The 20,181-nt window shown below is 72.5% G+C and carries 19 protein-coding genes and 1 pseudogene; 13 read left to right on the top strand and 7 right to left on the bottom strand.

From position 1 onward, the window contains the following. Window positions 1-56: 56 nt before the first annotated feature. Window positions 57-1,058: a DNA topoisomerase IB gene (locus IEZ08_RS34305; protein ID WP_176728524.1), complete on the top strand. Its 1,002-nt coding sequence runs from the start codon at window positions 57-59 to the stop codon at window positions 1,056-1,058. Between the two features lie 188 nt (window positions 1,059-1,246). Beyond that, the gene (locus IEZ08_RS34310) at window positions 1,247-1,525 is read left to right on the top strand and encodes a WhiB family transcriptional regulator (RefSeq protein WP_068923947.1); all 279 of its coding nucleotides are present in this window, start codon (window positions 1,247-1,249) and stop codon (window positions 1,523-1,525) included. A gap of 49 nt (window positions 1,526-1,574) precedes the next feature. On the opposite strand, the gene IEZ08_RS34315 is transcribed toward IEZ08_RS34310, so the two are convergent. After that, window positions 1,575-2,282, bottom strand: a complete 708-nt coding sequence (locus tag IEZ08_RS34315) for a hotdog family protein (RefSeq protein WP_189243844.1) — start codon at window positions 2,280-2,282, stop codon at window positions 1,575-1,577. A 214-nt stretch (window positions 2,283-2,496) separates the two neighbouring features. Between IEZ08_RS34315 and IEZ08_RS34320 the strand changes: the two genes are divergently transcribed. From IEZ08_RS34320 to IEZ08_RS34340, 5 genes and pseudogenes are all read left to right on the top strand, one after another. Further along, window positions 2,497-3,294 (top strand): glycerophosphodiester phosphodiesterase family protein, encoded by a 798-nt coding sequence (locus tag IEZ08_RS34320; protein WP_068923949.1) that lies wholly within the window; start codon window positions 2,497-2,499, stop codon window positions 3,292-3,294. 108 nt (window positions 3,295-3,402) lie between these two features. Continuing rightward, a pseudogene (locus IEZ08_RS34325) lies at window positions 3,403-4,824 on the top strand (MFS transporter); the annotation flags it as partial. A 156-nt stretch (window positions 4,825-4,980) separates the two neighbouring features. Then, on the top strand, window positions 4,981-5,325 hold the full coding sequence (locus IEZ08_RS34330; RefSeq protein ID WP_068923951.1) for an RNA polymerase-binding protein RbpA: 345 nt from the start codon (window positions 4,981-4,983) through the stop codon (window positions 5,323-5,325). 323 nt (window positions 5,326-5,648) lie between these two features. Continuing rightward, entirely contained in the window at window positions 5,649-6,197 is a 549-nt protein-coding gene (locus tag IEZ08_RS34335) for a snapalysin family zinc-dependent metalloprotease (RefSeq protein WP_068923952.1), read from the top strand. A gap of 31 nt (window positions 6,198-6,228) precedes the next feature. Further along, entirely contained in the window at window positions 6,229-6,672 is a 444-nt protein-coding gene (locus IEZ08_RS34340; RefSeq protein WP_068923953.1) for an SRPBCC family protein, read from the top strand. Window positions 6,673-6,726: 54 nt separating this feature from the next. Here IEZ08_RS34340 and IEZ08_RS34345 read toward each other — a convergent pair whose 3' ends face one another. The 4 genes from IEZ08_RS34345 to IEZ08_RS34360 form a co-directional block, all read right to left on the bottom strand. Continuing rightward, window positions 6,727-7,302, bottom strand: coding sequence for an FxsA family protein (locus IEZ08_RS34345; RefSeq protein WP_068923954.1), 576 nt, complete (start codon window positions 7,300-7,302; stop codon window positions 6,727-6,729). Window positions 7,303-7,498: 196 nt separating this feature from the next. Beyond that, window positions 7,499-8,242 carry a polyprenol monophosphomannose synthase gene (locus IEZ08_RS34350; protein WP_068923955.1) on the bottom strand — a complete coding sequence of 248 codons (744 nt, stop codon included), beginning with the start codon at window positions 8,240-8,242 and terminating at the stop codon, window positions 7,499-7,501. Then, on the bottom strand, window positions 8,242-9,969 hold the full coding sequence (gene lnt, locus IEZ08_RS34355) for an apolipoprotein N-acyltransferase (RefSeq protein ID WP_229803833.1): 1,728 nt from the start codon (window positions 9,967-9,969) through the stop codon (window positions 8,242-8,244). The genes IEZ08_RS34350 and lnt overlap by 1 nt, the downstream gene beginning before the upstream one ends. A 475-nt stretch (window positions 9,970-10,444) precedes the next feature. Then, on the bottom strand, window positions 10,445-12,709 hold the full coding sequence (locus IEZ08_RS34360) for a HelD family protein (protein WP_506330647.1): 2,265 nt from the start codon (window positions 12,707-12,709) through the stop codon (window positions 10,445-10,447). 300 nt (window positions 12,710-13,009) lie between these two features. Between IEZ08_RS34360 and IEZ08_RS34365 the strand changes: the two genes are divergently transcribed. The 3 genes from IEZ08_RS34365 to IEZ08_RS34375 all read left to right on the top strand — a co-directional run bounded on the left by IEZ08_RS34365 (window position 13,010) and on the right by IEZ08_RS34375 (window position 16,509). Further along, complete coding sequence (locus tag IEZ08_RS34365; RefSeq protein WP_068923957.1) at window positions 13,010-14,218, top strand: ROK family transcriptional regulator; 1,209 nt, start codon at window positions 13,010-13,012, stop codon at window positions 14,216-14,218. 63 nt (window positions 14,219-14,281) lie between these two features. Then, complete coding sequence (locus IEZ08_RS34370; RefSeq protein WP_189243846.1) at window positions 14,282-15,541, top strand: 6-phospho-beta-glucosidase; 1,260 nt, start codon at window positions 14,282-14,284, stop codon at window positions 15,539-15,541. Then, the gene (locus IEZ08_RS34375; RefSeq protein ID WP_189243847.1) at window positions 15,538-16,509 is read left to right on the top strand and encodes an N-acetylglucosamine kinase; all 972 of its coding nucleotides are present in this window, start codon (window positions 15,538-15,540) and stop codon (window positions 16,507-16,509) included. Before IEZ08_RS34370 ends, IEZ08_RS34375 begins: the two co-directional genes overlap by 4 nt. A gap of 110 nt (window positions 16,510-16,619) precedes the next feature. Here the strand turns inward: IEZ08_RS34375 and IEZ08_RS34380 are convergent, their stop codons facing one another. Further along, the gene (locus tag IEZ08_RS34380) at window positions 16,620-16,961 is read right to left on the bottom strand and encodes a DUF5713 family protein (protein ID WP_189243848.1); all 342 of its coding nucleotides are present in this window, start codon (window positions 16,959-16,961) and stop codon (window positions 16,620-16,622) included. Between the two features lie 119 nt (window positions 16,962-17,080). Continuing rightward, window positions 17,081-17,875, bottom strand: coding sequence for a DUF6461 domain-containing protein (locus IEZ08_RS34385; protein WP_068923960.1), 795 nt, complete (start codon window positions 17,873-17,875; stop codon window positions 17,081-17,083). A 159-nt stretch (window positions 17,876-18,034) separates the two neighbouring features. Between IEZ08_RS34385 and IEZ08_RS34390 the strand changes: the two genes are divergently transcribed. From IEZ08_RS34390 to IEZ08_RS34400, 3 genes are read left to right on the top strand one after another with little or no spacing between them, the layout of a single operon-like run. Continuing rightward, window positions 18,035-18,649 carry a TetR family transcriptional regulator gene (locus IEZ08_RS34390; protein WP_189243849.1) on the top strand — a complete coding sequence of 205 codons (615 nt, stop codon included), beginning with the start codon at window positions 18,035-18,037 and terminating at the stop codon, window positions 18,647-18,649. After that, complete coding sequence (locus tag IEZ08_RS34395) at window positions 18,649-18,840, top strand: ferredoxin (protein ID WP_068923962.1); 192 nt, start codon at window positions 18,649-18,651, stop codon at window positions 18,838-18,840. Before IEZ08_RS34390 ends, IEZ08_RS34395 begins: the two co-directional genes overlap by 1 nt. A 10-nt stretch (window positions 18,841-18,850) precedes the next feature. Beyond that, window positions 18,851-20,122: a cytochrome P450 gene (locus IEZ08_RS34400; RefSeq protein WP_084780193.1), complete on the top strand. Its 1,272-nt coding sequence runs from the start codon at window positions 18,851-18,853 to the stop codon at window positions 20,120-20,122. Window positions 20,123-20,181 lie beyond the last annotated feature (59 nt).

Raw genomic sequence — 20,181 nt, forward strand, 5'->3', positions numbered from 1 at the left:
GCACGATCGCGAGTCCCGCCCCTCATGTGTCCCTTCTCCGTGGGTAGGAGGTGCCGGTGACCGAACTGCGCCAGAGTGATCCCGCCGAGCCCGGAATCATCCGCCGCCGCAGAGGGCGGGGGTTCAGCTACCACCATCCGGACGGGCGGCAGGTCCGCGACCGCCGCACCCTCGACCGGATCAAGGCGCTGGCGCTCCCGCCGGCCTGGACCGACGTGTGGATCTGCCGCGCGCCGAACGGGCACATCCAGGCGGTCGGCACCGACACGGCCGGTCGGCGGCAGTACCGCTATCACGACGTCTGGCGCGAGGAGCAGGACCGGATCAAGTTCGACCGGGTGCTGGAGATGGCCGAGCGGCTGCCCGCGTTCCGCAAGCGCGTCGCCGAGCACCTGGAGCAGCCGGAGCTGACGCGCGAGCGGGTGCTCGCCGCGGCGGCCCGGATGCTCGACATCGGTTTCTTCCGGGTGGGCGGCGAGTCCTATGACTCGTTCGGGCTGGCCACGCTGCGGATGGAGCACGTCACCTGCGCGGCGGGCCGCGTCGTCTGCTCCTATCCGGCCAAGGGCGGCAAGCACCGCAAGGTGGAGATCATCGATCCGGACGTGTGCGCGGTGGTCACCTCCCTGCACCGGACCGGCCAGGAGGGGGAACTGCTGCGCTACGAGAACGGCTCCGGGTGGACGGACGTGCGCAGCGACGACATCAACGCCTACCTGCGCGAGACGTTCGAGTGCGAGGTCTCGGCGAAGGACTTCCGTACCTGGCACGGGACCGTGCTGGCCGCGGTGGGCCTGGCGGTCTCCTCCCCCGTGCGCTCCAGGAACGGCAGGCGGCGCGCGGTGGCCAGGGTGATGAAGGAGGTGGCCGGCTATCTGGGCAACACCCCCGCCGTCGCCCGCGCCTCCTATGTGGACCCCCGGATCGTGGAGGCCTACGAGAAGGGGCGGACCGTCGCGCGGGCGCTCACCCGGCTCGGCGCCGACGCGGAGTTCGGCCAGCTGGCCACCCGGGGCGACGTGGAACGGGCGGTCATCGCCCTGCTGCGCCGGTCGTGACCCACCGGTTCCCCACCGGTCCCCGTCATGAAACGCCGAGGCTTCCAGCAACGACGATCATGTTTTCCCCGCCCCGATTTTGCCGATTTTTCTATCCCCAAATCGTATGAACCCGACAGGCAGGGGCATCCGAATGAGCAGTTGGGCCGACGGTGGTCGGGTTTTCCCCACGACTCATTGGATTCACCATGCCTTCTCACGCTGACATTTCTTTCATCACTCACTGGTCTCGCCGGGCCGCCTGCCTCAGCGAGGATCCGGAGCTGTTCTTTCCCATTTCGCCCCAGGGTCCGGGGCAGATCCAGCACGAGCACGCCAAGGCCGTGTGCCGCCGCTGCCCGGTGCGGGCCCAATGCCTGGACTACGCCATCAACACCCACCAGGCGCACGGGGTCTGGGGCGGCACCAGTCCCGATGAGCGCGCCGCGGCGGCCCTGGCGAGGACCCGTCAGAGAACGGGCACCTGATCGATCGCCGGGCCGGCGGGCGCCCGGCCGGGACGCCGGCCCGCCTGGTTCAGATCTCGATCCAGGTGGCGCGGCTCGCGGCGACCAGCCTGCCGTCCACCTCGTACACCGCCCCGCTCGCGAAGAGCTTGCGCCGCTCCCGCCCTTCCCTGCGCGCCACGACCACGTAGGTCCTGCCGGGAACGACCCGCCGGTACGTCCGGGCCGTGAGCCTGCCCAGCAGAGCGACCCCGCCGGGCTCCAGATGCGCCCAGCCCGTGGGACAGTCGAGCGCCCCCCACACGTGGGTCAGCGGCATGCTCGCCGACCACTCGGCCAGTTCCGGATGGGCGAACCAGGGCGCGGCGACGGTGTCCGGCACACCGCCGACCGGTCCCGGATGGATCCGCATGCCGTCCCCGGGCTCACGGTCGCCGCAGACGAAGCAGGTGGGGAAGGGATGGCTCTCGGCGCCGAGGAACCTCCGCGCGGCCACGGTGGCCTGGTGGAGGGAGACGAACGGCGGGGGCGTCAGCTCGTCGTCCACCGGCCTGGCCTCGACGAGCGGCCTGTCGCCGTGGAACAGCGTGACGCGGCCGTTCTCCCGCTCGACCCGCAGTCCGGTGCCCAGCGGGGTCGGCGCCCGCAACGTCACCTCGACGGCGCCGCCGGCCGGAAGGTAGCTGGCCGCCAGGCCTGAGATCCATCCCCCGTTCGCCATCCCCTTCGGGCCGCAGTAGCGGTCCGGCACGCTGAACTCCTGCATGAGGGCCTTCATGGTCGCACTCCCCGTTCTCGGTCGATGGAGTCCAGGGTGGCCGAGCGCGCTTGCGTCACGCTGTCACGGCGGTGTCAAGGGATCACATGCCCAGGTCCGGAGACTCACAAGTGCGGTACGGCGGTGCGGTGGCGGAGCGGTTTTGGGACCCGTAATCCAAACGTTCACCCGGGCGCGATGACGAGCCGCGCCCGCACCGGGCATACTCCTCCACGTGCAGCGCCGTTACGCCTTCCTCGACCATCCCGTCCCGCTCGCCTTCGCCCACCGGGGCGGAGCGCTGGAGGGCCGGGAGAACACCTACGCGGCCTTCGCGCACGCGGTGGAGCTCGGTTACACCTATCTGGAGACCGACGCCCACGCCACCGCCGACGGCGTGCTGCTCGCCTTCCACGACCACACCCTGGACCGGGTGACCGACCGGAGCGGCAGGATCTCCGCGCTGCCGTACCGGACGGTGCGCGAGGCGCGGATCGGCGGCGCCGAGGAGATCCCGCTCCTGGAGGAGCTGCTGGGCTCCTGGCCCGAGGCGCGCTTCAACATCGACGTCAAGGAGGCGGAGGCCATCGCCCCGCTGGCCAGGGTGGTCAAGCGGACCAACGCCTACGACCGGATCTGCCTGACCTCCTTCTCCGACGAGCGGCTGGCCCGCGCCCGCGCCGCGATGGGCCGGGACGTGTGCTCCGCCCTCGGCCCGCGCGGCGTCGCCGCCCTGCGCGCCGCGGCCGCCACCTCCGCCTACGGGCGCCTGCTGACCCGCCTGGCCCGCGCCGGGGTGCCGTGCGCGCAGGTGCCCGTGGGCTTCCGGGGGCTGCGGGTCACCACCCCCGCGCTGGTCCGTACGGCGCACGCCCTCGGCATGCAGATCCACGTGTGGACCGTCAACGGCACCCGGGAGATGGAGCGCCTGCTCGATCTCGGCGTGGACGGCGTGATGACCGACAACGTCACCGGTCTGCGCGAGGTGCTCCGGGCGCGCGGCCAGTGGCATCCGGGGCGGCTGGCCGCCTGACACCCCTGGCGCGCGCCCCGTCCCGGCTGGGAGGATCCCGGCGTCGGCCGTACCCGGCCCGGCGGACCTCCGGGACGGGCCGCGCCCCCACCACGAAGACCTCCGGCAGCACCGGCGCCGAAGTCCCAGCGAGCCGCACGCGGCCGCATCCCCCGAGCGAACCGAGGACCGCCCATGACAACCTCACCGGTCGTCGAAGAGACCCCCCAGTCCCGTCGGCGCGAGCAGTTCGGCTGGTACTGGTACGACTGGGCCAACTCGGCCTTCCCCACCACGGTCCTGACCGTCTTCCTGGGGCCGTACCTGACGACGATCGCCGAGTCCGCCGCCGGGGGCGCGCCGTACATCCCGGTGCTCTGGTTCGACGTACGGCCCAGCGCCTACTACTCCTTCGTGGTCGGTGTCGCCGCCATCCTGCAGATCATCCTGATGCCCATGGTGGGCGCCCTGGCCGACCACACCGGCCGGAAGAAGGAGATCATGGGGGCCTTCGCCTACCTGGGCGCGGGCGCCACGGTCTGCTTCTGGTTCCTGTCCGGCGACCGCTACCTGCTGGGCGGCCTGCTGTTCACCGTCGCCAGCGTCAGCTTCGCCGCCGCGTTCGTCGTCTACAACTCGTTCCTGCCCCAGATCGCCACGGCCGACGAGCGCGACGGGGTCTCCGCGCGGGGCTGGGGCTTCGGCTACCTCGGCGGCGGCCTGCTGCTCGCGGTCCACCTGGGGCTGTTCCTCTTCCACGACTCCTTCGGCGTCTCCGAAGGCGACGCGGTGCGCATCGCACTGGCCTCCTCCGGCCTGTGGTGGGGCGGTTTCACGATCATCCCGATGCTCCGGCTGCGCAACCGGCGGGCCCTCGCTCCGGGGACGGAGAGCGCGGGGCGGGCCGTGACCGGCAGCTTCCGGCAGCTGGGCCGCACGATCAGGGATCTGCGCAACTACCCGCTGACGCTGGGCTTCCTGGTCACCTACCTGATCTACAACGACGGCGTGCAGACCGTCATCTCCTTCTCGGCCACCTACGCCGACAAGGAGCTCGGGCTGGACCAGACGGTGCGGATCGCGGCGATCCTGATGGTGCAGTTCGTGGCCTTCGGCGGCGCGCTGCTGCTGGGCAGGCTGGCGAACTCCCTCGGGGCCAAGAAGGTCGTGATGTACGCGCTGGTGGCCTGGACCGTCGTGGTGGCCGTGGGGTACTTCCTGCCCAAGGGGTCGGCGGCGGCGTTCTTCGCGCTCGGCTTCGCCATCGCGATCGTGATGGGCGGCACCCAGGCGCTGTCGCGCTCGCTGTTCTCCCACGTGATCCCCCGGGGCAAGGAGGCGGAGTACTACAGCCTGTACGAGATCAGCGACAAGGGCTCGACGTTCCTCGGCTCGTTCACCCTCGGGCTGGCCCTGCAGCTGACCGACAGCTACCGGCTGGGCATCCTCACCCTGGTCGTCTTCTTCGTGGTGGGCCTGGCCGGCCTGGCCGCGATCAACCTCCCCAAGGCCATCCGCGCGGCCGGGAACCCGGTTCCCGAACGCATCTGAGGGCCCTCCAGAGGGATCTTCTGGGGATCTTCTGCGGATCATCTCGAAAACACGCGATTGGATCACGCCGCGTGTGGGAATCCACACACGGTATCAAGCGTTGTACGCCGTGGGAGACGAACCCCTCACGACGGGGCCCTCAGGAGGCATTGAGACATGGGCGAGCGTGCGCTGCGCGGTACCCGACTCGGGGCGACCAGCTACGAGAACGACCGCAACACCGATCTGGCCCCGCGCCAGGAGGTGTCCTACACCTGCCCGAAGGGCCATCGGTTCGACGTCCCCTTTGCGGCCGAGGCGGAGATCCCGGCGACATGGGAGTGCCGCATGTGCGGCGCCGTCGCCCTCCGCGTGGACGGTGAGCAGCCGGAGGCCAAGAAGGCCAAGCCTCCGCGCACCCACTGGGACATGCTGCTGGAGCGACGCACGATCGAGGACCTGGAGGAGGTGCTCAACGAGCGCCTGGCGATCCTGCGCGCACAGCGCCGCAAGAGCGCCTGACCACAGGGAGAGCAGGACCGTCTGGACCGTTCGGGGAACGGACGCGGACCGGAGCCCCCGGCACCTTCGCGGTGCCGGGGGCTCCGGCTTTTCCGGCGGGCCCGCCCGGAGGCTTTTTCCGGAGGGCCCGCCGGGGCCGGTGACGTCATATCACGACGATAGGGATTTTTTGCGACATCCCTTCCCCCAGCCGGGACACGTACCGTGGCGGCACCACCCACCACCGGCCGATCAACGAGATTCTGCGGGCGTACGGGCTCACGCTCCGCGGCGCCCCCTGACCGCATCCGCACACCCCCCGATGGCCGAGGAGGCCGTACGCAATGCTGAGAATCATCCGCTCCGCGCTGGCGATCGCGCTCGGGCTCACCTTCCTGACGGCGGTGCCGGCGCAGGCCGAGCCCGCCCCCTCCGCCGCCGTGCGCACGCTCCGGTACGACGCCAGCCGGGCCGCCGAGTTCCGCGCCGCCGTGGACCAGGCGGCGCAGATCTGGAACGCCAGTGTCACCAACGTGCGCCTGGTCCCGGGCACCCCCGCGGACTTCGTGGTGCTGGCCGACAACGGCTGGCCCCGCGCCCTGCCCACCCGGCTGGGGCGCGGCACCATCTGGATCGGCCGGCAGGCGACCTCCCAGGGCTACAACGCCCTGCGCATCTCCACCCACGAGATCGGCCACATCCTGGGCCTGCCCGACCGGCGCACCGGCCGCTGCACGGACCTGATGTCCGGCTCAAGTGCGGGTGTGAGCTGCACCAACCCCTACCCCAACGCCGCCGAGAAAGCCGAGGTGGACCGGAACTTCGCCGGTTTCGCGCCGCCCGTCGACTTCGGTGAGCTGCACATCGACAGCCCGGAGGCGGCGACCCGGTGACCCGGCCCGCCGCCCGGGGAAAGATGCAGGCGTGACCCACGCCCGCATCAGCGTCTCGGTGGAGGCGGAGGCGAGCCCCTCACGGGTGTTCGCCGTACTGACCGACTGGCCCCGCCACGACGAGTGGATGGTCCTGACCCGCGCGCGCGTCACGGCCGGTGACGGCCGCAGCGCCGGGAGCAGGCTGGCCGCCTTCACCGGTCTGGGACCGGTCGGCTTCCTGGACACCATGGAGATCACCGAATGGGATCCGCCGACGGCGGTGGCGGTCCGGCACACCGGGCGGCTGGTGCGCGGCACCGGCGTCTTCCGGGTGCTGCCCCGGCCCGGCGGAGGCAGCGTCATCGGCTGGGAGGAGGACCTCGACCTGCCGTTCGGCCCGGTCGGCAGGCTCGGCTGGCCGCTGCTCCGGCCGGTCAACGAGGCCTTCTTCCGGCTCTCGCTGCGCCGCCTGGCCGATCTCAGCGCGGAGTGACCCCGGCGGACACGCCCGGCGGCGCGGAGACCCCGCTCACGGCGCGGCGGGGCGTCAGCCCTTGGGCAGGTCCCGGCTGGGATCGCGGGTGACCGGGCCGTCGGCGTCGTCGTCGATGACCTCGCCGTGGATGACGGGGCCAGAACCGCCCGGCCGCCCGCGCCGGGCCTCGTCGAAGGCTCCGAAGGGGCCGAAGGGCGAGCCCGCCGGACCCGCCGCGCCGAACGGCATGCCGAGGCCGGGCCCCGCCCCGGTCTTGGCGAGCGCCCGGACCCGGCGGGCGAAGAACCAGGAGCCGAGCCGGCGCATCAGCGGCCGGGTGAACGGCAGCACCAGCAGGAAGCCCGCGACATCGGTGAGGAAGCCGGGGGTGAGCAGCAGCGCGCCACCCGCGACGATCATGGCGCCGTCGGCGAGCTCCCGGTCGGGCATGCGGCCCTGGCCGAGCGCGGCCTGCAGGCTCTGCCAGGCCCGGCGGCCCTCGCGGCGGACGATCCAAGCGCCGAAGAGGCTGTCGGCGAGCAGCAGGGCGACCGTGGGCCAGCCGCCGATGACCTGACCGACCTGGATGAGCACCCAGATCTCCAGGATCGGGACCACCAGGAAGGACAGGAACAGGAGAAGGCGCATCGTTTCCTCACTCGGGCGCGGGCCGTACGACAGTGTCAACGCCCACGGGCTCCGCCGCGTTCCGCTGTGCTTATGGCGACGCTGCGCGTCGCGGCTCGGGGGCTGATAACCGGTGCCTTCCCTCGTCGCGCTCCGTCGCTGCGCTCCGGCACGCTCCTCAGTCCAGCGCACCGGCGCCCCCTCGCAGGCCCGTTTCTCAGCGGGGGCGGCGCAGCCGGTGGGGCAGGCCGGAGACCCCCCAGACCGTGACCCGCCAGAGCGCCTCGGTGATGACGCTCCGGCTCATCTTGCTGGCTCCGACGGTGCGCTCCACGAAGGTGATGGGCACCTCGGCCACGCGCAGTCCGTGCCGGGCCGTACGGAGCGTCAGGTCCACCTGGAAGCAGTAACCCTGCGACTCGACACCGTCCAGGCCGATCTTCTCCAGGGTGGACGCGCGGTAGGCGCGGAAGCCCGCGGTGGCGTCGCGGACCGGCATTCCGAGCATCACCCGGGTGTAGGCGTTGGCCCCGCGCGACAGGAACTGCCGGGAGGCCGGCCAGTTGACCACCTTGCCGCCGGAGACGTAGCGGGAGCCGATCGCCAGGTCGGCCCCGTCGGACACGGCCTGAAGCAGCCTGGGCAGCTCCTCCGGCTGGTGCGATCCGTCGGCGTCCATCTCCACGAGGATGTCGTAGCCCTCGGCCAGGCCCCAGCGGAACCCCGCGATGTAGGCGGCGCCGAGTCCCTGCTTGCCCGGCCGGTGGAGCACCCGGACGTGGTCGTCGGCGGCCGCCAGCTCGTCGGCCACCTGACCGGTGCCGTCGGGGCTGTTGTCGTCGGCGACGAGGACGTGCGCCTCCGGGACCGACGCGCGCACCCGCTCAACGATCTTCGGCAGGTTCTCCCGTTCGTTGTACGTCGGAACGATGACGAGCACCCTGCCGAACGTCTGCTCCATCACGCGTCTCCCACCTGCTGGTCGTCATTGTGATCCACGAGGCGCGCCGGGCGGCGGTTCCGGCGCGCCGGGACCGCGCCCAGCGCGAATGTACCCATCAGTATCAAGGCCCACTCCGGCAGGGCGCCAACCCTGGTCGCGACCGTGCTCGCCGTACGGACCTGGACCTCCAGCACGGCCATGTCGGGAACCAGCTCGCGGGTCTGCCAGGTCACCCGTCCCTCCGGGGTCACCGACGCGGAGATGCCGGTGATCGCCGAGGTGACCACCGCGCGGTTGTGCTCCACGGCGCGCAGCTGGGACATGGCGAGCTGCTGGGGCGGCAGGTTGGTCAGCGCGTAGGTCGCGTTGTTGGTCTGCACCACCAGCGGGCTCGCGCCCGTCCTGGCGGTGCCGCGGACGACGTCGTCGTAGGCGACCTCGTAGCAGTTGATCGCCCCGACGGTCACCGGCCCCATCCGCAGGTCGCCGTCGCGGGTGCCGGCCAGCGACTGCCTGCCGACCAGGTTGGCCCGCTCGAACAGGGCGAGCACGAGATCCTTCAGCGGGGTGTACTCCCCGAACGGCACCAGCTGCTGCTTGTCGTAGTAGGCGCCGGGGCCGGTGACCGGGTCCCAGACCAGGCTGCGGGTGGCGCGGTGGCTGTCTCCGATCGCCACCACGGCCCCGACGAGGACGGGCACCCCGATGTCCTTCACCGCCGCGTCGATCTCCTGCCGGGCCGTGGCGCTGCGGTAGGGGTCGATGTCGGTGGAGTTCTCCGGCAGCACCACGATGTCCGGCCGGGGCAGTTTCCCCTCCCGCACGGCCCGCGCCATCTCGTGGAGCTTGCCCGTGTGGTTGCGCAGGACCACGGCGGGCTCGTCACCCAGGGGGTACATGCCCCGGCCCGGCACGTTGCCCTGGACGACGCCGATGGTGACGCTCCTGCCCTCGTCGCCGGGGCGCGGTACGGCGAAGGCCCCGAGCGGGACGGCCAGCGCCCCGGCGAGCGGGAGGACGAGCGCCCGGCTCCACCGGCGCGGCGCCCCGCCCGGAGACGGTACGGCCGGCCCGGCCCCCTCGGCGACCGCGGGCCCGGCCCCCTCAGCCCGCGCTGGCCGGAGCACCCGCACGGCGGCGAGGGCGAGGAGGGCGCCGCAGAACACCACCGCGAAGCTCACCAGCGGCGCGCCGCCGAGCGCCGCGTAGGGAGTGAAGACCGACTCGCCCTGGCTGAAGGCGACCCGCACCCAGGGGAACCCCCCGAAGGGGATCTCTCCCCGGGCCCATTCCATGGCCACCCAGAGCGCCGAGGTCCACAGCGGCCACAGGGGGAGTCTGACGACTGCGGCGGTGGCGGCGGCCCAGGCCGCGTAGAAGAGGCTCTCGATGGCGACCAGGCCCAGCCAGGCGTCCACGCCGATCGGGCTCACCCAGCGCAGGCCGGGCAGGAGGAAGGCGGACGCCGTCAGGAGGCCGAGCCAGGCGGCGCGGCGCGGGCGGGCGCCGTACAGCGCCAGGATGACCAGGGCCGCGCCGGCGGGGGCGAGGAACCAGAGCCCGAGCGGGGGGAAGGCGAGATAGAGCAGCGCCCCCCCGGCGACGGCGGCCACGGCCCTGGCGAGGGCCGCCCGTCTCGGTGACCCGCCGGAGCCCTCATCCACCGGGCCGCCCGCCTCGGGGACGCCCCCATCCCCTCCCGCGGGCTCGTCCCCCACCGGGGGAACCGTTCTCTCCTGCACCACCGGCGAGGCTCCTTGCACTGTCGTTCGGGCTAGCCCGAACGCTACCGCCCCGGCCTCCGCCTCCCCAAACAGCAGCGGGGTGATCCCCGCCCTTGGAGATCACCCCGACGCGTTCGGCGGTGGCACGGGAGCGGGAAAAGGGTCCGGACAGGCCCTTCGGACCGGCTTCCGTCCCGTCGGCGGCGGGCTCGGACTGCCGTTGTCTACTGGGTGTCCAGACCCCTCCTGGGTCCAATCCCCCGCCCGGCTGGGGTGCCCCGACCCGACGGACCACCGGTCCTGCACCTGGCTGTTCGGGAGGAGCTGCACTCCGCCCGGACGCAGGAACCGGTGACGCCGGAGACGGCCAACCGGCCAGTCCCGTGCTGGACTGGGCAGCAAACTACCGGCACCGGTCCAGATGTCAACCCCGTCACCAGCTGCGGAGACGCCAGTCGCCGCAGCTAGCACATGATCGACAAGAGCGTCAATGCTCTCACGTAATCCGCTCCCACTCAAGCCCCGGGAGTTCCCCGGGCAGCGGAGTGGTGTGGACCACACCGAGGCGCTGGGTGGCGCGGGTCAGCGCGACGTAGAGGTCGCTCGGCCCGCGTGGCGATTCCCGGAGGATCAGGGCCGGTTCCACCACGATGACCGTGTCGAACTCCAGGCCCTTGGCGTCGGCGACGGTCAGGACCGCCGCGGGGGCGTCCAGGGCGGCCGGGCCGGGCCCTGCGACCGCGCCGGGCACGCCCGAGGTCACGGCCTCGCCGAGCTCGCCCGCGAGGGATTCCGGGACGATCACCGCGAGGCGGCCGCCCTCGGCGGCCTCGGTCTTCACCAGCGGCACCAGGGCCTCGACCGGGGAGGCGGCCCAGGGGCGCACGCCGGTCTCCCGGACCGAGTCGGGCGCGGTGAGACCGGGGCCGACCAGCGGGAGGACGGCGGCGGCCACGGCCATCAGCTCGGTGGGGGTGCGGTAGTTCATGGTGAGGCTCTCGGCACGCCAGCGCCCGGCCACGTAGGGATCGAGCACCCGGCCCCAGGACCGCGCCCCGGCCGGGGAGGCGGTCTGCGCCAGGTCCCCGACGATCGTCATCGACCGGCTCGGGCAGCGGCGCATGACCATCCGCCAGTCCATCGGCGACAGCTCCTGCGCCTCGTCCACGATGACGTGGCCGAAGGCCCAGGTGCGGTCACCGGCGGCGCGCTCGGCGGTGGTGAGGTAGAACTCGTCGCCCAGGTGCCGGGCGGCGAACTTCTCGGCGTCCATGATGTCGGACAGGCCGGTCAGCTCCAGCACCTCCTTGGCGTAGGCGAGATGGGCCTGGTCCTCCTCCTGCGCGGCGTTGCGGGCGGCGGCCTGCTCCTCCTCGGCCATCCACGCCCCGGCCCGCAGCACCGCGGGATCGATGTCGCCGAGCAGTTCGGCGGCCTCGTCCAGCAGCGCCACGTCGGACTCCGTCCACCAGTTCTCCCCCTTGCGGGGCGGCTCGCGCAGCAGCAGCTCGCGCTCGGCCGGGTCGAGGTCGGCCGCGGCGTAGTCGAGCCGCTCGCGGGAGGTGAACAGCCCGATGAGGAGCTGCTGCGGGGTGGTGTACGGCCACAGGCGGTTCAGCGCGGCCTTCACCGGCTGCTCGGTGCGCAGGTCCTCACGGAGGTCGGCCAGCTCGTCGTCGTCGATCATGCCCTTGCCGAGCTGCTTGGCGGCCTGGCGGGCGAGCGCGTTGAGCAGGTGGCGGACGAAGACCGCGCGGGCCTCGTTGTGGGTGCGGCGGGCGCGGGAGGCCCGGTTGCGCGCGGCGTCGAGGGTGCGGCCGTCGAGCCGGAGGGTGTAGCGGTCCAGCTTGATGTCGATCGGCTTACGGGGGACGCGCTGGCGTTCCCGTACGGCGCGCGCCACCACCTGCGCCATCCGCTCGCCGCCCTTGAGCGCGGCCACCTCGGGCCGGTCCCTGCGCGTGGCGGTGATCCCGGGGTACAGCTCGGCGACCGTGGACAGCAGCACATCGGTCTCGCCGAGGGAGGGCAGGACCTGTTCGATGTAGCGCAGGAAGGTCAGGTTGGGGCCGAGGATGAGCACGCCCCGGCGGGCCAGCTTCTCGCGGTGGGTGTACAGGAGATAGGCGGCCCGGTGCAGGGCCACCACGGTCTTGCCGGTGCCGGGCCCGCCCTGCACGACCAGCACGCCGTTCAGGTCGGAGCGGATGATGCGGTCCTGCTCGGCCTGGATGGTGGCCACGATGTCGCGCATCCGGCCGGTGCGGCGGGCGCCGACGGAGGCCAGCAGCGCGGCCTCGCCGTTGAGGGTGGCGGCGGCCTCGTCGGTGAGGTTGTCGAGGTCGAGCAGGTCGTCGTCGACCCCGATCACCGTGCGGCCCTTGGTCTGCAGATGGCGGCGGCGGGTGACGCCCATCGGGACCGCGGGGGTGGCCCGGTAGAAGGGCTGGGCCACCGGGGCCCGCCAGTCGATCAGCAGCCGCCGCTGGTCGTCGTCGGCCATGCCGATGCGGCCGATGTAGAGGGACGTCTGGTCGGCGTTGTCGAGCCGGCCGAAGCACAGGCTGTTCTCCACCGCCCAGAGCCGGGCCAGCCGTTCGGCGTACATTCCGGCGAAGGTGTCGCGCTCCGAGCGGTTCTGGTGGGTGCCGCCCCCGCCCTGGGCCAGGACGCCGTCGAGCTGGCGCTGGGTACGGTCGCGCAGCAGGTCGAGCCGTTCGTAAAGGGCCGAGACGTACTCCTGCTCCTTGGCGAGCTCGATTTGACGGGTTGTCGTCGCTCCACTATCGTTGCTAGTAATGGGATACTCCGGGCCATATGGCTACTGCAAGGTCAATGTAGGGCTGTTTCAGTAGTTGTGTGACAAACCACCACCCTACCAGGTCCGTCGAGACATTCGCATTCTCTTTCGCCTGCCCCCTCCCTCCTGCATACCCCTCCGCCATCACAGGTTGGTTGCAGCTCTCGCGGCGATCCCCCTCCGCGCTTGACGCCCCGCACCGGGCCTCCTAGATTCACCTCAGATTAGGAAAGTTTCCTAACAGTGGAGGGGTGGAGGGCAGTGGCGCAGCCGACCCCGGGCACCCCGAGCCTGCTCCGCGCGATCAACGACCGTGCCGCGATCCAGGCGTTCCTGGAGCGCGGCCCGCTGACCCGGCCCGAGATCGGGGTCCTGACCGGCCTGTCCAAGCCCACCGCCTCACAGCTCCTCTCCCGTCTTCAGGACGCCGGGTTCGTCGTTCTGGACGGCATCCGCGAGGGACTCCCCGGCCGCACGGCCGAGGTCTACCGGATCAACCCCGGCCTCGCCCACGTCGCGGCGGTGGACGTCACCCCCTCGCGCATCGAGGCCCGCATCGCCGACATCACCGGCGCCGTGAGCGGCGAGCACCGCCTGCCCACCCCGGGCCGCTCGGGCCGGGACGTCCTGGGCCGGCTGCGCGCCGTACTCGACGGCGCCGGGGCCCGGGACGTCCCCGGCGGCCTGCGGCATGTGGTGATCGGCATCCAGGGCGCCCTGGACCCGGTCACCGGCAGGCTCGGCTACGGCGGCCACATCCCCGGCTGGCACATCCCCGACCTGGTCCCCACCCTCAGCGAGGGTCTCGGCGCCCAGGTCCACATCGAGAACGACGTGAACCTGGTCGCCCTGTGCGAGCAGGCCCGCGGCGCGGCCCGGGGCCGCCAGGACTTCGTGCTGTTCTGGGCCGACGCCGGCCTCGGCTCGGCGCTGGTGCTCGGCGGACGGCTGCACCGCGGCGCGACCGGCGGTGCGGGCGAGGTCGGTTACATGCCCGCGCTGGGCGCCCCCACCGCCCGCGAGGCCGGGCGCGAGGCCGACCACGGCTTCCAGGCCCTGACCGGCGGCCGCACCGTGCTCAAGGTCCTGCGGTCGTACGGCGTGCGCGGCGCCACCTCCGCCGCGGCCGTGCGCAGCGCCGTACTGGCCGCGGAGGGCACCGGGAGGCGGGCCGACGACGCCCGCGCCGGGCTCCGCGACGTCGCCGCCCGCCTCGCCGTCGGCCTGGCCGCCATCACCGCGGTCGTCGACCCCGAGCTCGTCGTGCTGGCCGGAGGCACCTTCGCGGCAGGCGGCGAGACGCTCCGCGAGCTCGTCGAGCACGAACTGCACGCGCTCACCATCCCCCGGCCGCCGCTGCTGCTCTCAGCCGTCGAGGGCAACCCGGTCCTGGCCGGCGCGCTGGACCAGGCCCTGACCATCGCCCGCGACGAGGTCTTCGGCCCGGCCCTGCCCACGATCCCCTCGTGACCGCCGTGTCCTTCCTCTCCCGGAGAGTTCCCGCCGGGGGTGCTACATGACAGGAGTGAAAAGGTGAAAATCGCCGTTGTCGGGGGCGGTTCGACGTACACGCCGGAGCTGATCGACGGGTTCGCCCGGCTGCGGGACGAACTTCCGCTCACCGAGATCGCGCTGGTCGACCCGGACGCCCGCCGGCTGGAACTCGTCGCGGGCATGGCCCGCCGGATGCTGGCGCACGCCGGCCACCCCGGGAGGATCCTCGCGACCGCGTCGGTCGAGGAGGGCGTCGCCGGGGCGCAGGCCGTCCTGCTGCAGCTGCGCGTCGGCGGCCAGGCGGCGCGGAACGTGGACGAGACGCTCCCCCTGGAATGCGGCTGCGTCGGCCAGGAGACCACCGGCGCGGGCGGCCTGGCCAAGGCCCTGCGCACGGTCCCGGTAGTGCTGGACATCGCCGAGAAGGTCCGTGAGCACGCGCCCGGCGCGTGGATCGTCGACTTCACCAACCCGGTGGGCATCGTCACCAGGGCGCTGCTGGAGGCCGGGCACCGGGCCATCGGCCTGTGCAACGTGGCCATCGGCTTCCAGCGCCGTTTCGCCGCCAGGCTGGGCGTCGCGCCCGAGCGGATCTCCCTGGGCCACGTCGGGCTCAACCACCTGACCTGGGAGCGGGCCGTCCACCTCGACGGCGAGGACGTGCTGCCCGCGCTGCTGGAGTCGCACGGCCAGGAGATCGCCGACGACATCGGCCTGCCGGTCGGTCTGATCCGCCGCCTGGGCGTGGTGCCCTCCTACTACCTGCGCTACTTCTACGAGCACGACCTCGTGGTGGAGGAGCAGAAGTCCAAGCCGTCGCGGGCGGCCGAGGTCGCGGCGATGGAGGACGAGCTGCTGAAGCTGTACGCCGACCCGTCGACGACCACCAAGCCCGAGCTGCTGGGCAGGCGCGGCGGCGCGTTCTACTCCGAGGCCGCGGTGGCGCTGATCGCCTCGCTGGCCGGCGACCGGGGCGACACCCAGGTGGTCAACCTCCGCAACGACGGCACCCTGCCGTTCCTGGCCGACGACGCGGTCATCGAGGTGCCCGCCCGGATCACCGCCGGCGGGGCCGTGCCGCTGGCCGTACCGGCCGTGGAACCGCTCTACGCCGGGCTCATCGCGCACGTCACGGCGTACGAGACGCTGGCGCTGGAAGCCGCGCTGCACGGCGGCGAGGAGCGGGTGGCCGACGCCCTGCTGGCCCACCCGCTGATCGGCCAGGCGTCGCTCGCGGGCGACCTGGCCCGCCGCCTGATCGACGCCAACCGGCGGCACCTGCCCTGGGCGGGCGCGTGAGGACCGTCCTGGCCGTCGACGGCGGCAACAGCAAGACCGACGTCGCACTGATCGGCGAGGACGGCTCCGTCCTGGCCACCGGCCGCGGCGGGGCCTTCGCGCCCCAGAGCACGGGGGTGGACGCCGCCGTCGACGTGATCGGCGAGGCGGTACGGCGGGCGCTCGGCGGGGGGGCGGCCCCGCCGTACGCCGACCACGTGGCCGCCTACGTGGCGGGCGCGGACCTGCCGGTCGAGGAGGAGGCCCTCCGCGACGAGATCCTCGCCCGGGGATACGGGCGGGAGGTGGTCGTCGGCAACGACACCTTCGCGCTGCTGCGCTCCGGGGCCTCGGGACCGTCGGGCGTGGCCGTGGTCTGCGGGGCGGGCATCAACGCGGTCGGGGTCTCCCCCACCGGGGAGGTCGCCAGGTTCCCCGCCCTGGGGAAGATCACCGGGGACTGGGGCGGCGGCATGGGCCTGGGCGAGGAGACGCTCTGGCACGCCGTGCGGTCCGAGGACGGCCGCGGCCCGGCCACCGCGCTGGAGCGCGCGGTGCGCGAGCACTTCGGCGCCCGCACCGTCGAGGAGGTCTCCCTCGGCCTGCACTTCGGCGACCTGCCCTACGCCGGGCTGCACGGGCTGGTGCCGGTGCTGATGGCGACGGCCGCCGCGGGCGACGCGGTGGCGTGCTCCCTCGTGGCGCGCATGGCCGAGGAGGTCACCGTGCTCGCGGTGGTCGCCATGCGCCGCCTGGACCTGCTCGACGCCCCCGTGGAGGTGATCCTGGGCGGCGGCGTGCTGACCGCCCGCGACCCCCTGCTGAGCCGGATGATCGAGGAGCGGTTCGCCGAGCGGGCCCCGCAGGCCAAGCTGATCGTGGCCGACGTGCCGCCGATCGCGGGGGCCGCCCTGCTCGGCCTGGACGCCCTGGGCGCGGGCGAGGAGGCCGAGGCCCGCCTGCGGGCCCGCTTCCCCTCCGCCTCCTGAGCCCGCCGGGACGCCGGAGCGGATCGAGACGGCGGAGCCGCTCCGGCGTCCCGGTTCACACCTCGGGTTCCCAGTACGTCTCCACGCGGTGACCGTCCGGGCCGGCGCACTCACCAGTCCCGGGTCGCGATCAGCTCCTCCACGTCCGCGTCCGTGAACCCGTAGGCCGAGGCCACGAACCAGAAGTCCTCGGCGATCACTTCGCGCGCCACGGTCTCGATCTCACTGCCGGCCGCGCCGAACTCGGCCTCCAGCTCGTTGAACTCCTCTGTCGCCGCGTTGGTGAGGACGTACAGCTCCGCGAGGCTCGACGGCCGCTCGGCCTCGATCCGCTCGCACAGGCGCAACAAGATCTCTTTTCCCCGGTCGACGACGTGATCGGGGTAGTAGTCGTCCTGGTACATGCCCTTGAGGAAGGCATGGTCCGCTATCTGCTGGTTGGCAGGGGGCACCCTGTTCTCCTGTTCCCGCCGTGACTTGATGTGCCGATACTGCCCGCCGCCACCGACAACCCTCACGAAACCCCCTGTCGCCGACCTGGTCACCGCCTCCGGCCCGGTGCCGGGATGGGTCAGAAAAGGGCGCCGGGTATGGCGGCGCCGAGAACGGGGCGGCGAAGGTGGTGCGGGCCGATCGTGACACCGGTGACGCGGGCGGCGAGTGCCAGCGCCGCCGGGACGGGGTTGTCGATGTGGTCGTCGGCGGCCGGATCGATGCCCAGCTCGCGCAGGTGACGATTGAGCCGGTCGGGATCCGCGCCCCGCCTGTCGATGGGAAACCCCGGGTTGACGGTGGTGATGAGACGGCCGTCGACGGCATAGGAAACGAGGTGCCGGGCGTAGTCATGCCGCTGCACCGCCACGGCCTCTCCTCCGTCGCGCGACAGAGCGCCCAGGACATCCTGTTGCGCACCGCGCCAGCCGCAGTCCTCGATCGCGACCGTCCAGTCCCCGATGCGCCTGACGGTGATGATCTCGGGTCCTTCCGGATAGGAGTAGTCCCCGTCGTCGATCGGCCGGATGTCCTCGTCCGCGGCGCCGAGCCGGCGCAGCACCTCGCGCTCGTCGAGTCCGCGGACGAAGACGACCGTGTAGATGTCCCCGATGTCCCCCTGCCACCGATAATCCTCCGGTGACGCGCCGGGGGTTCTGGGTGTAGCGCGGACCGTCTCGTAGGTCTGTATCTGCTCGTCGACCTCGGGGTGGGCGGCGAAGAAGGCGTCGATGACTTCCGGCGCGATGCCGCCACGCTCGCCGACGGGGTAGCCCTCCGCCCTGCCCCATGCGCGGATGCGGAGGGAGGTGTCGCGCCCGTACGCCCGGTACCGGTAGGTGACACGGAGGGGGGTGAAGTCGGCATCGGACATGATCAAAAACTACCGGCAGGTGCGATGTCCCGTCTTCCCGTCCAGGCCTCGCACTTCTGCGGCAGGCCGGCCCAGGGCGGATGAAACGCTCTCCCCGGGAGTGATCCTCGGATGCCGCTCCCTATTGACGAATCAAATGAACGATCTTTTAATTCGTTCATGGGACGCATCGCGGGCGTCACCGCCGCCGAGACGCGTGAGCGGCTGCTGCGCGCGGCCGCCGAGGTGTTCGCCGAGCGCGGGTACGACGGCACGCGCGTGGCCGACATCGCCGCCTCCGCCGGGGTGAGCAACGGCGCGCTGTACACGCATTTCGGGTCGAAGGCCGAGCTGCTGGTGGCCGCGCTGCGCGCGCACGGGCCGCGGCTCCTGGCCGACCTGCTCGCCGCCGACCCCGACCGGCCGATCGCCGATCTGCTCGTCGCCGTCGGCCGCAGCCTGCCCCGTCCCCGGGAAGCCTGCGGTCATCTCATCGTCGAGGCGCTGGTCGCGGCCCGCCGCGACGAGGAGGTCGCCCGGTCGATGCGGGGCTATGTCGGCGAGCGCGCCGACTGGCTGGCCGGGCTCGTACGGCTGGCCCAGCGCGACGGCGGGCTCGATCCGGCGCTGCCGCCGGACGCGCTCGCCCACTTCTGCCTCCTGCTCGCGATGGGCAGCGCGCTGGTCACCTCGGACCTGCACGCGGTGGACGACGAGGAGTGGGCCGCGCTGCTCACCCGGGTCGTGAGCGCCCTCGCCACCACCGGCACCACAGAACAGAGGGGAGCACCGTGATGAAGGTGCGGATCGACTCCGAACGGTGTCAGGGACACGGTCGCTGCTACGACCTGGCCCCCGAGCTGTTCGGCGAGGACGACGAGGGCTACGGGCAGGTCCCCGGCGACGGCACCGTACCGCCGGACGAGGAGCGCACGGCGCGCCTGGCGGTGTCCAACTGTCCCGAACGGGCGATCGAGATCCTCTAGGGAGATTGACATGACCGTCGACGAACGCTTCAGCCGGGACCTCCGGGAGACGATGAAGGACCGCCCCCTCGGCGTCCGCAACGAGATCGTCACCGGCCCGGTCTCGGACTGGGCGACCGACTTCTCCCACACCGAGCCCGAGTGGGCGGCCGATCCCTACCCCATCCAGGACGAGCTGCGGCAGCGCTGCCCGATCGCGCGCACCGAGCGGTTCGGCGGCGGATGGCTGCCGACGCGGTACGAGGACGTCGCGGCCGTCGCCTACGACACCGAGCGCTTCTCGTCCCGGGCGATCATCATGAGCAACTTCCGGCCGCCCCGCGAGATCGCCCCCATCGGGGGCGCGCCGCCGATCTCCTCCGACCCGCCCTTCCACCACCACGCGCGCAAGCTCCTGCTGCCGGCGTTCACCAAGGCCGCGGTCGCCAGGCGGGAGGCGGCGACCAGGGCGTTCTGCCACGCGCTCATCGACGCGTTCGAGGGGCGGGACGTCGTCGACGCCGCCCACGACTACGCCCAGCACATCCCGATGCGGGTCATCGCCGACATGCTCGGCTTCCCGCCCGAGGACGGGCCGCGCTTCCGCGAGTTCGTCGAGAACGCGCTCGAGGGCGTCAACTCCCCGCCGGAGGAGCGCGTCGCCCGGATGGAGAAGCTGTTCGACTATCTGTACGCGCAGATCCGCGACCACGTCGACAACCCGCGCGACGACCTCACCACCTACCTGATCAACGTCGAGCTCGGCGGCCACAAGCTCAGTCCGGAGCACGTGGCGGGCACGATGGGGCTGCTGCTCATCGCCGGCGTCGACACGACGTGGAGCGCGATCGGCGCCTCCCTGTGGCACCTGGCGAAGACCCCCGCCGACCGCGAGCGCCTGGTCGCCGAACCCGGGCTGCTGCCGACCGCGATGGAGGAGTTCCTCCGGGCCTACGCCCCGGTCACCATGGCCCGGCTGGTCAAGGAGGACATGCACTGGCGCGGCGTGGACATGAGGGCCGACGACTGGGTCCTGCTCTCGTTCCCGGCGGCCAACCGCGATCCCGCGCAGTTCGACCGGGCCGATGAGGTCGTCATCGACCGCGAGGTCAACCGGCACGCCGCATTCGGCCTCGGCATCCACCGCTGCGTGGGCTCGCACCTGGCGCGCATGGAGCTGCGGGTCGCCCTGGAGGTGTGGCTGGAGCGGATCCCGGACTTCGTCCTCGCCGACCCGGCGGCGGTGACCTGGTCCACGGGTCAGGTCCGCGGCCCGCGCACCCTGCCGGTCCGCATCGGCTGACCGCGGCGGGGCGCGGCCCGTCCCCGCCCTGCCCTGCCCTGCCTGACAGGCCTGTCCCG

Source organism: Planobispora rosea (assembly GCF_014648175.1).
In the GTDB taxonomy this organism is placed as follows: Bacteria; Actinomycetota; Actinomycetes; order Streptosporangiales; family Streptosporangiaceae; genus Planobispora; species Planobispora rosea.

Bases quoted from the DNA above. Each gene is read 5' to 3' on its own strand.
- IEZ08_RS34310 (WP_068923947.1), top strand. From the start codon at position 1,247: ATGCCTTCTCACGCTGACATTTCTTTCATCACTCACTGGTCTCGCCGG.
- IEZ08_RS34315 (WP_189243844.1), bottom strand. From the start codon at position 2,282: ATGAAGGCCCTCATGCAGGAGTTCAGCGTGCCGGACCGCTACTGCGGC.
- IEZ08_RS34330 (WP_068923951.1), top strand. From the start codon at position 4,981: ATGGGCGAGCGTGCGCTGCGCGGTACCCGACTCGGGGCGACCAGCTAC.
- IEZ08_RS34335 (WP_068923952.1), top strand. From the start codon at position 5,649: ATGCTGAGAATCATCCGCTCCGCGCTGGCGATCGCGCTCGGGCTCACC.
- IEZ08_RS34345 (WP_068923954.1), bottom strand. From the start codon at position 7,302: ATGCGCCTTCTCCTGTTCCTGTCCTTCCTGGTGGTCCCGATCCTGGAG.
- IEZ08_RS34350 (WP_068923955.1), bottom strand. From the start codon at position 8,242: ATGGAGCAGACGTTCGGCAGGGTGCTCGTCATCGTTCCGACGTACAAC.
- IEZ08_RS34385 (WP_068923960.1), bottom strand. From the start codon at position 17,875: ATGTCCGATGCCGACTTCACCCCCCTCCGTGTCACCTACCGGTACCGG.
- IEZ08_RS34390 (WP_189243849.1), top strand. From the start codon at position 18,035: ATGGGACGCATCGCGGGCGTCACCGCCGCCGAGACGCGTGAGCGGCTG.
- IEZ08_RS34395 (WP_068923962.1), top strand. From the start codon at position 18,649: ATGAAGGTGCGGATCGACTCCGAACGGTGTCAGGGACACGGTCGCTGC.
- IEZ08_RS34400 (WP_084780193.1), top strand. From the start codon at position 18,851: ATGACCGTCGACGAACGCTTCAGCCGGGACCTCCGGGAGACGATGAAG.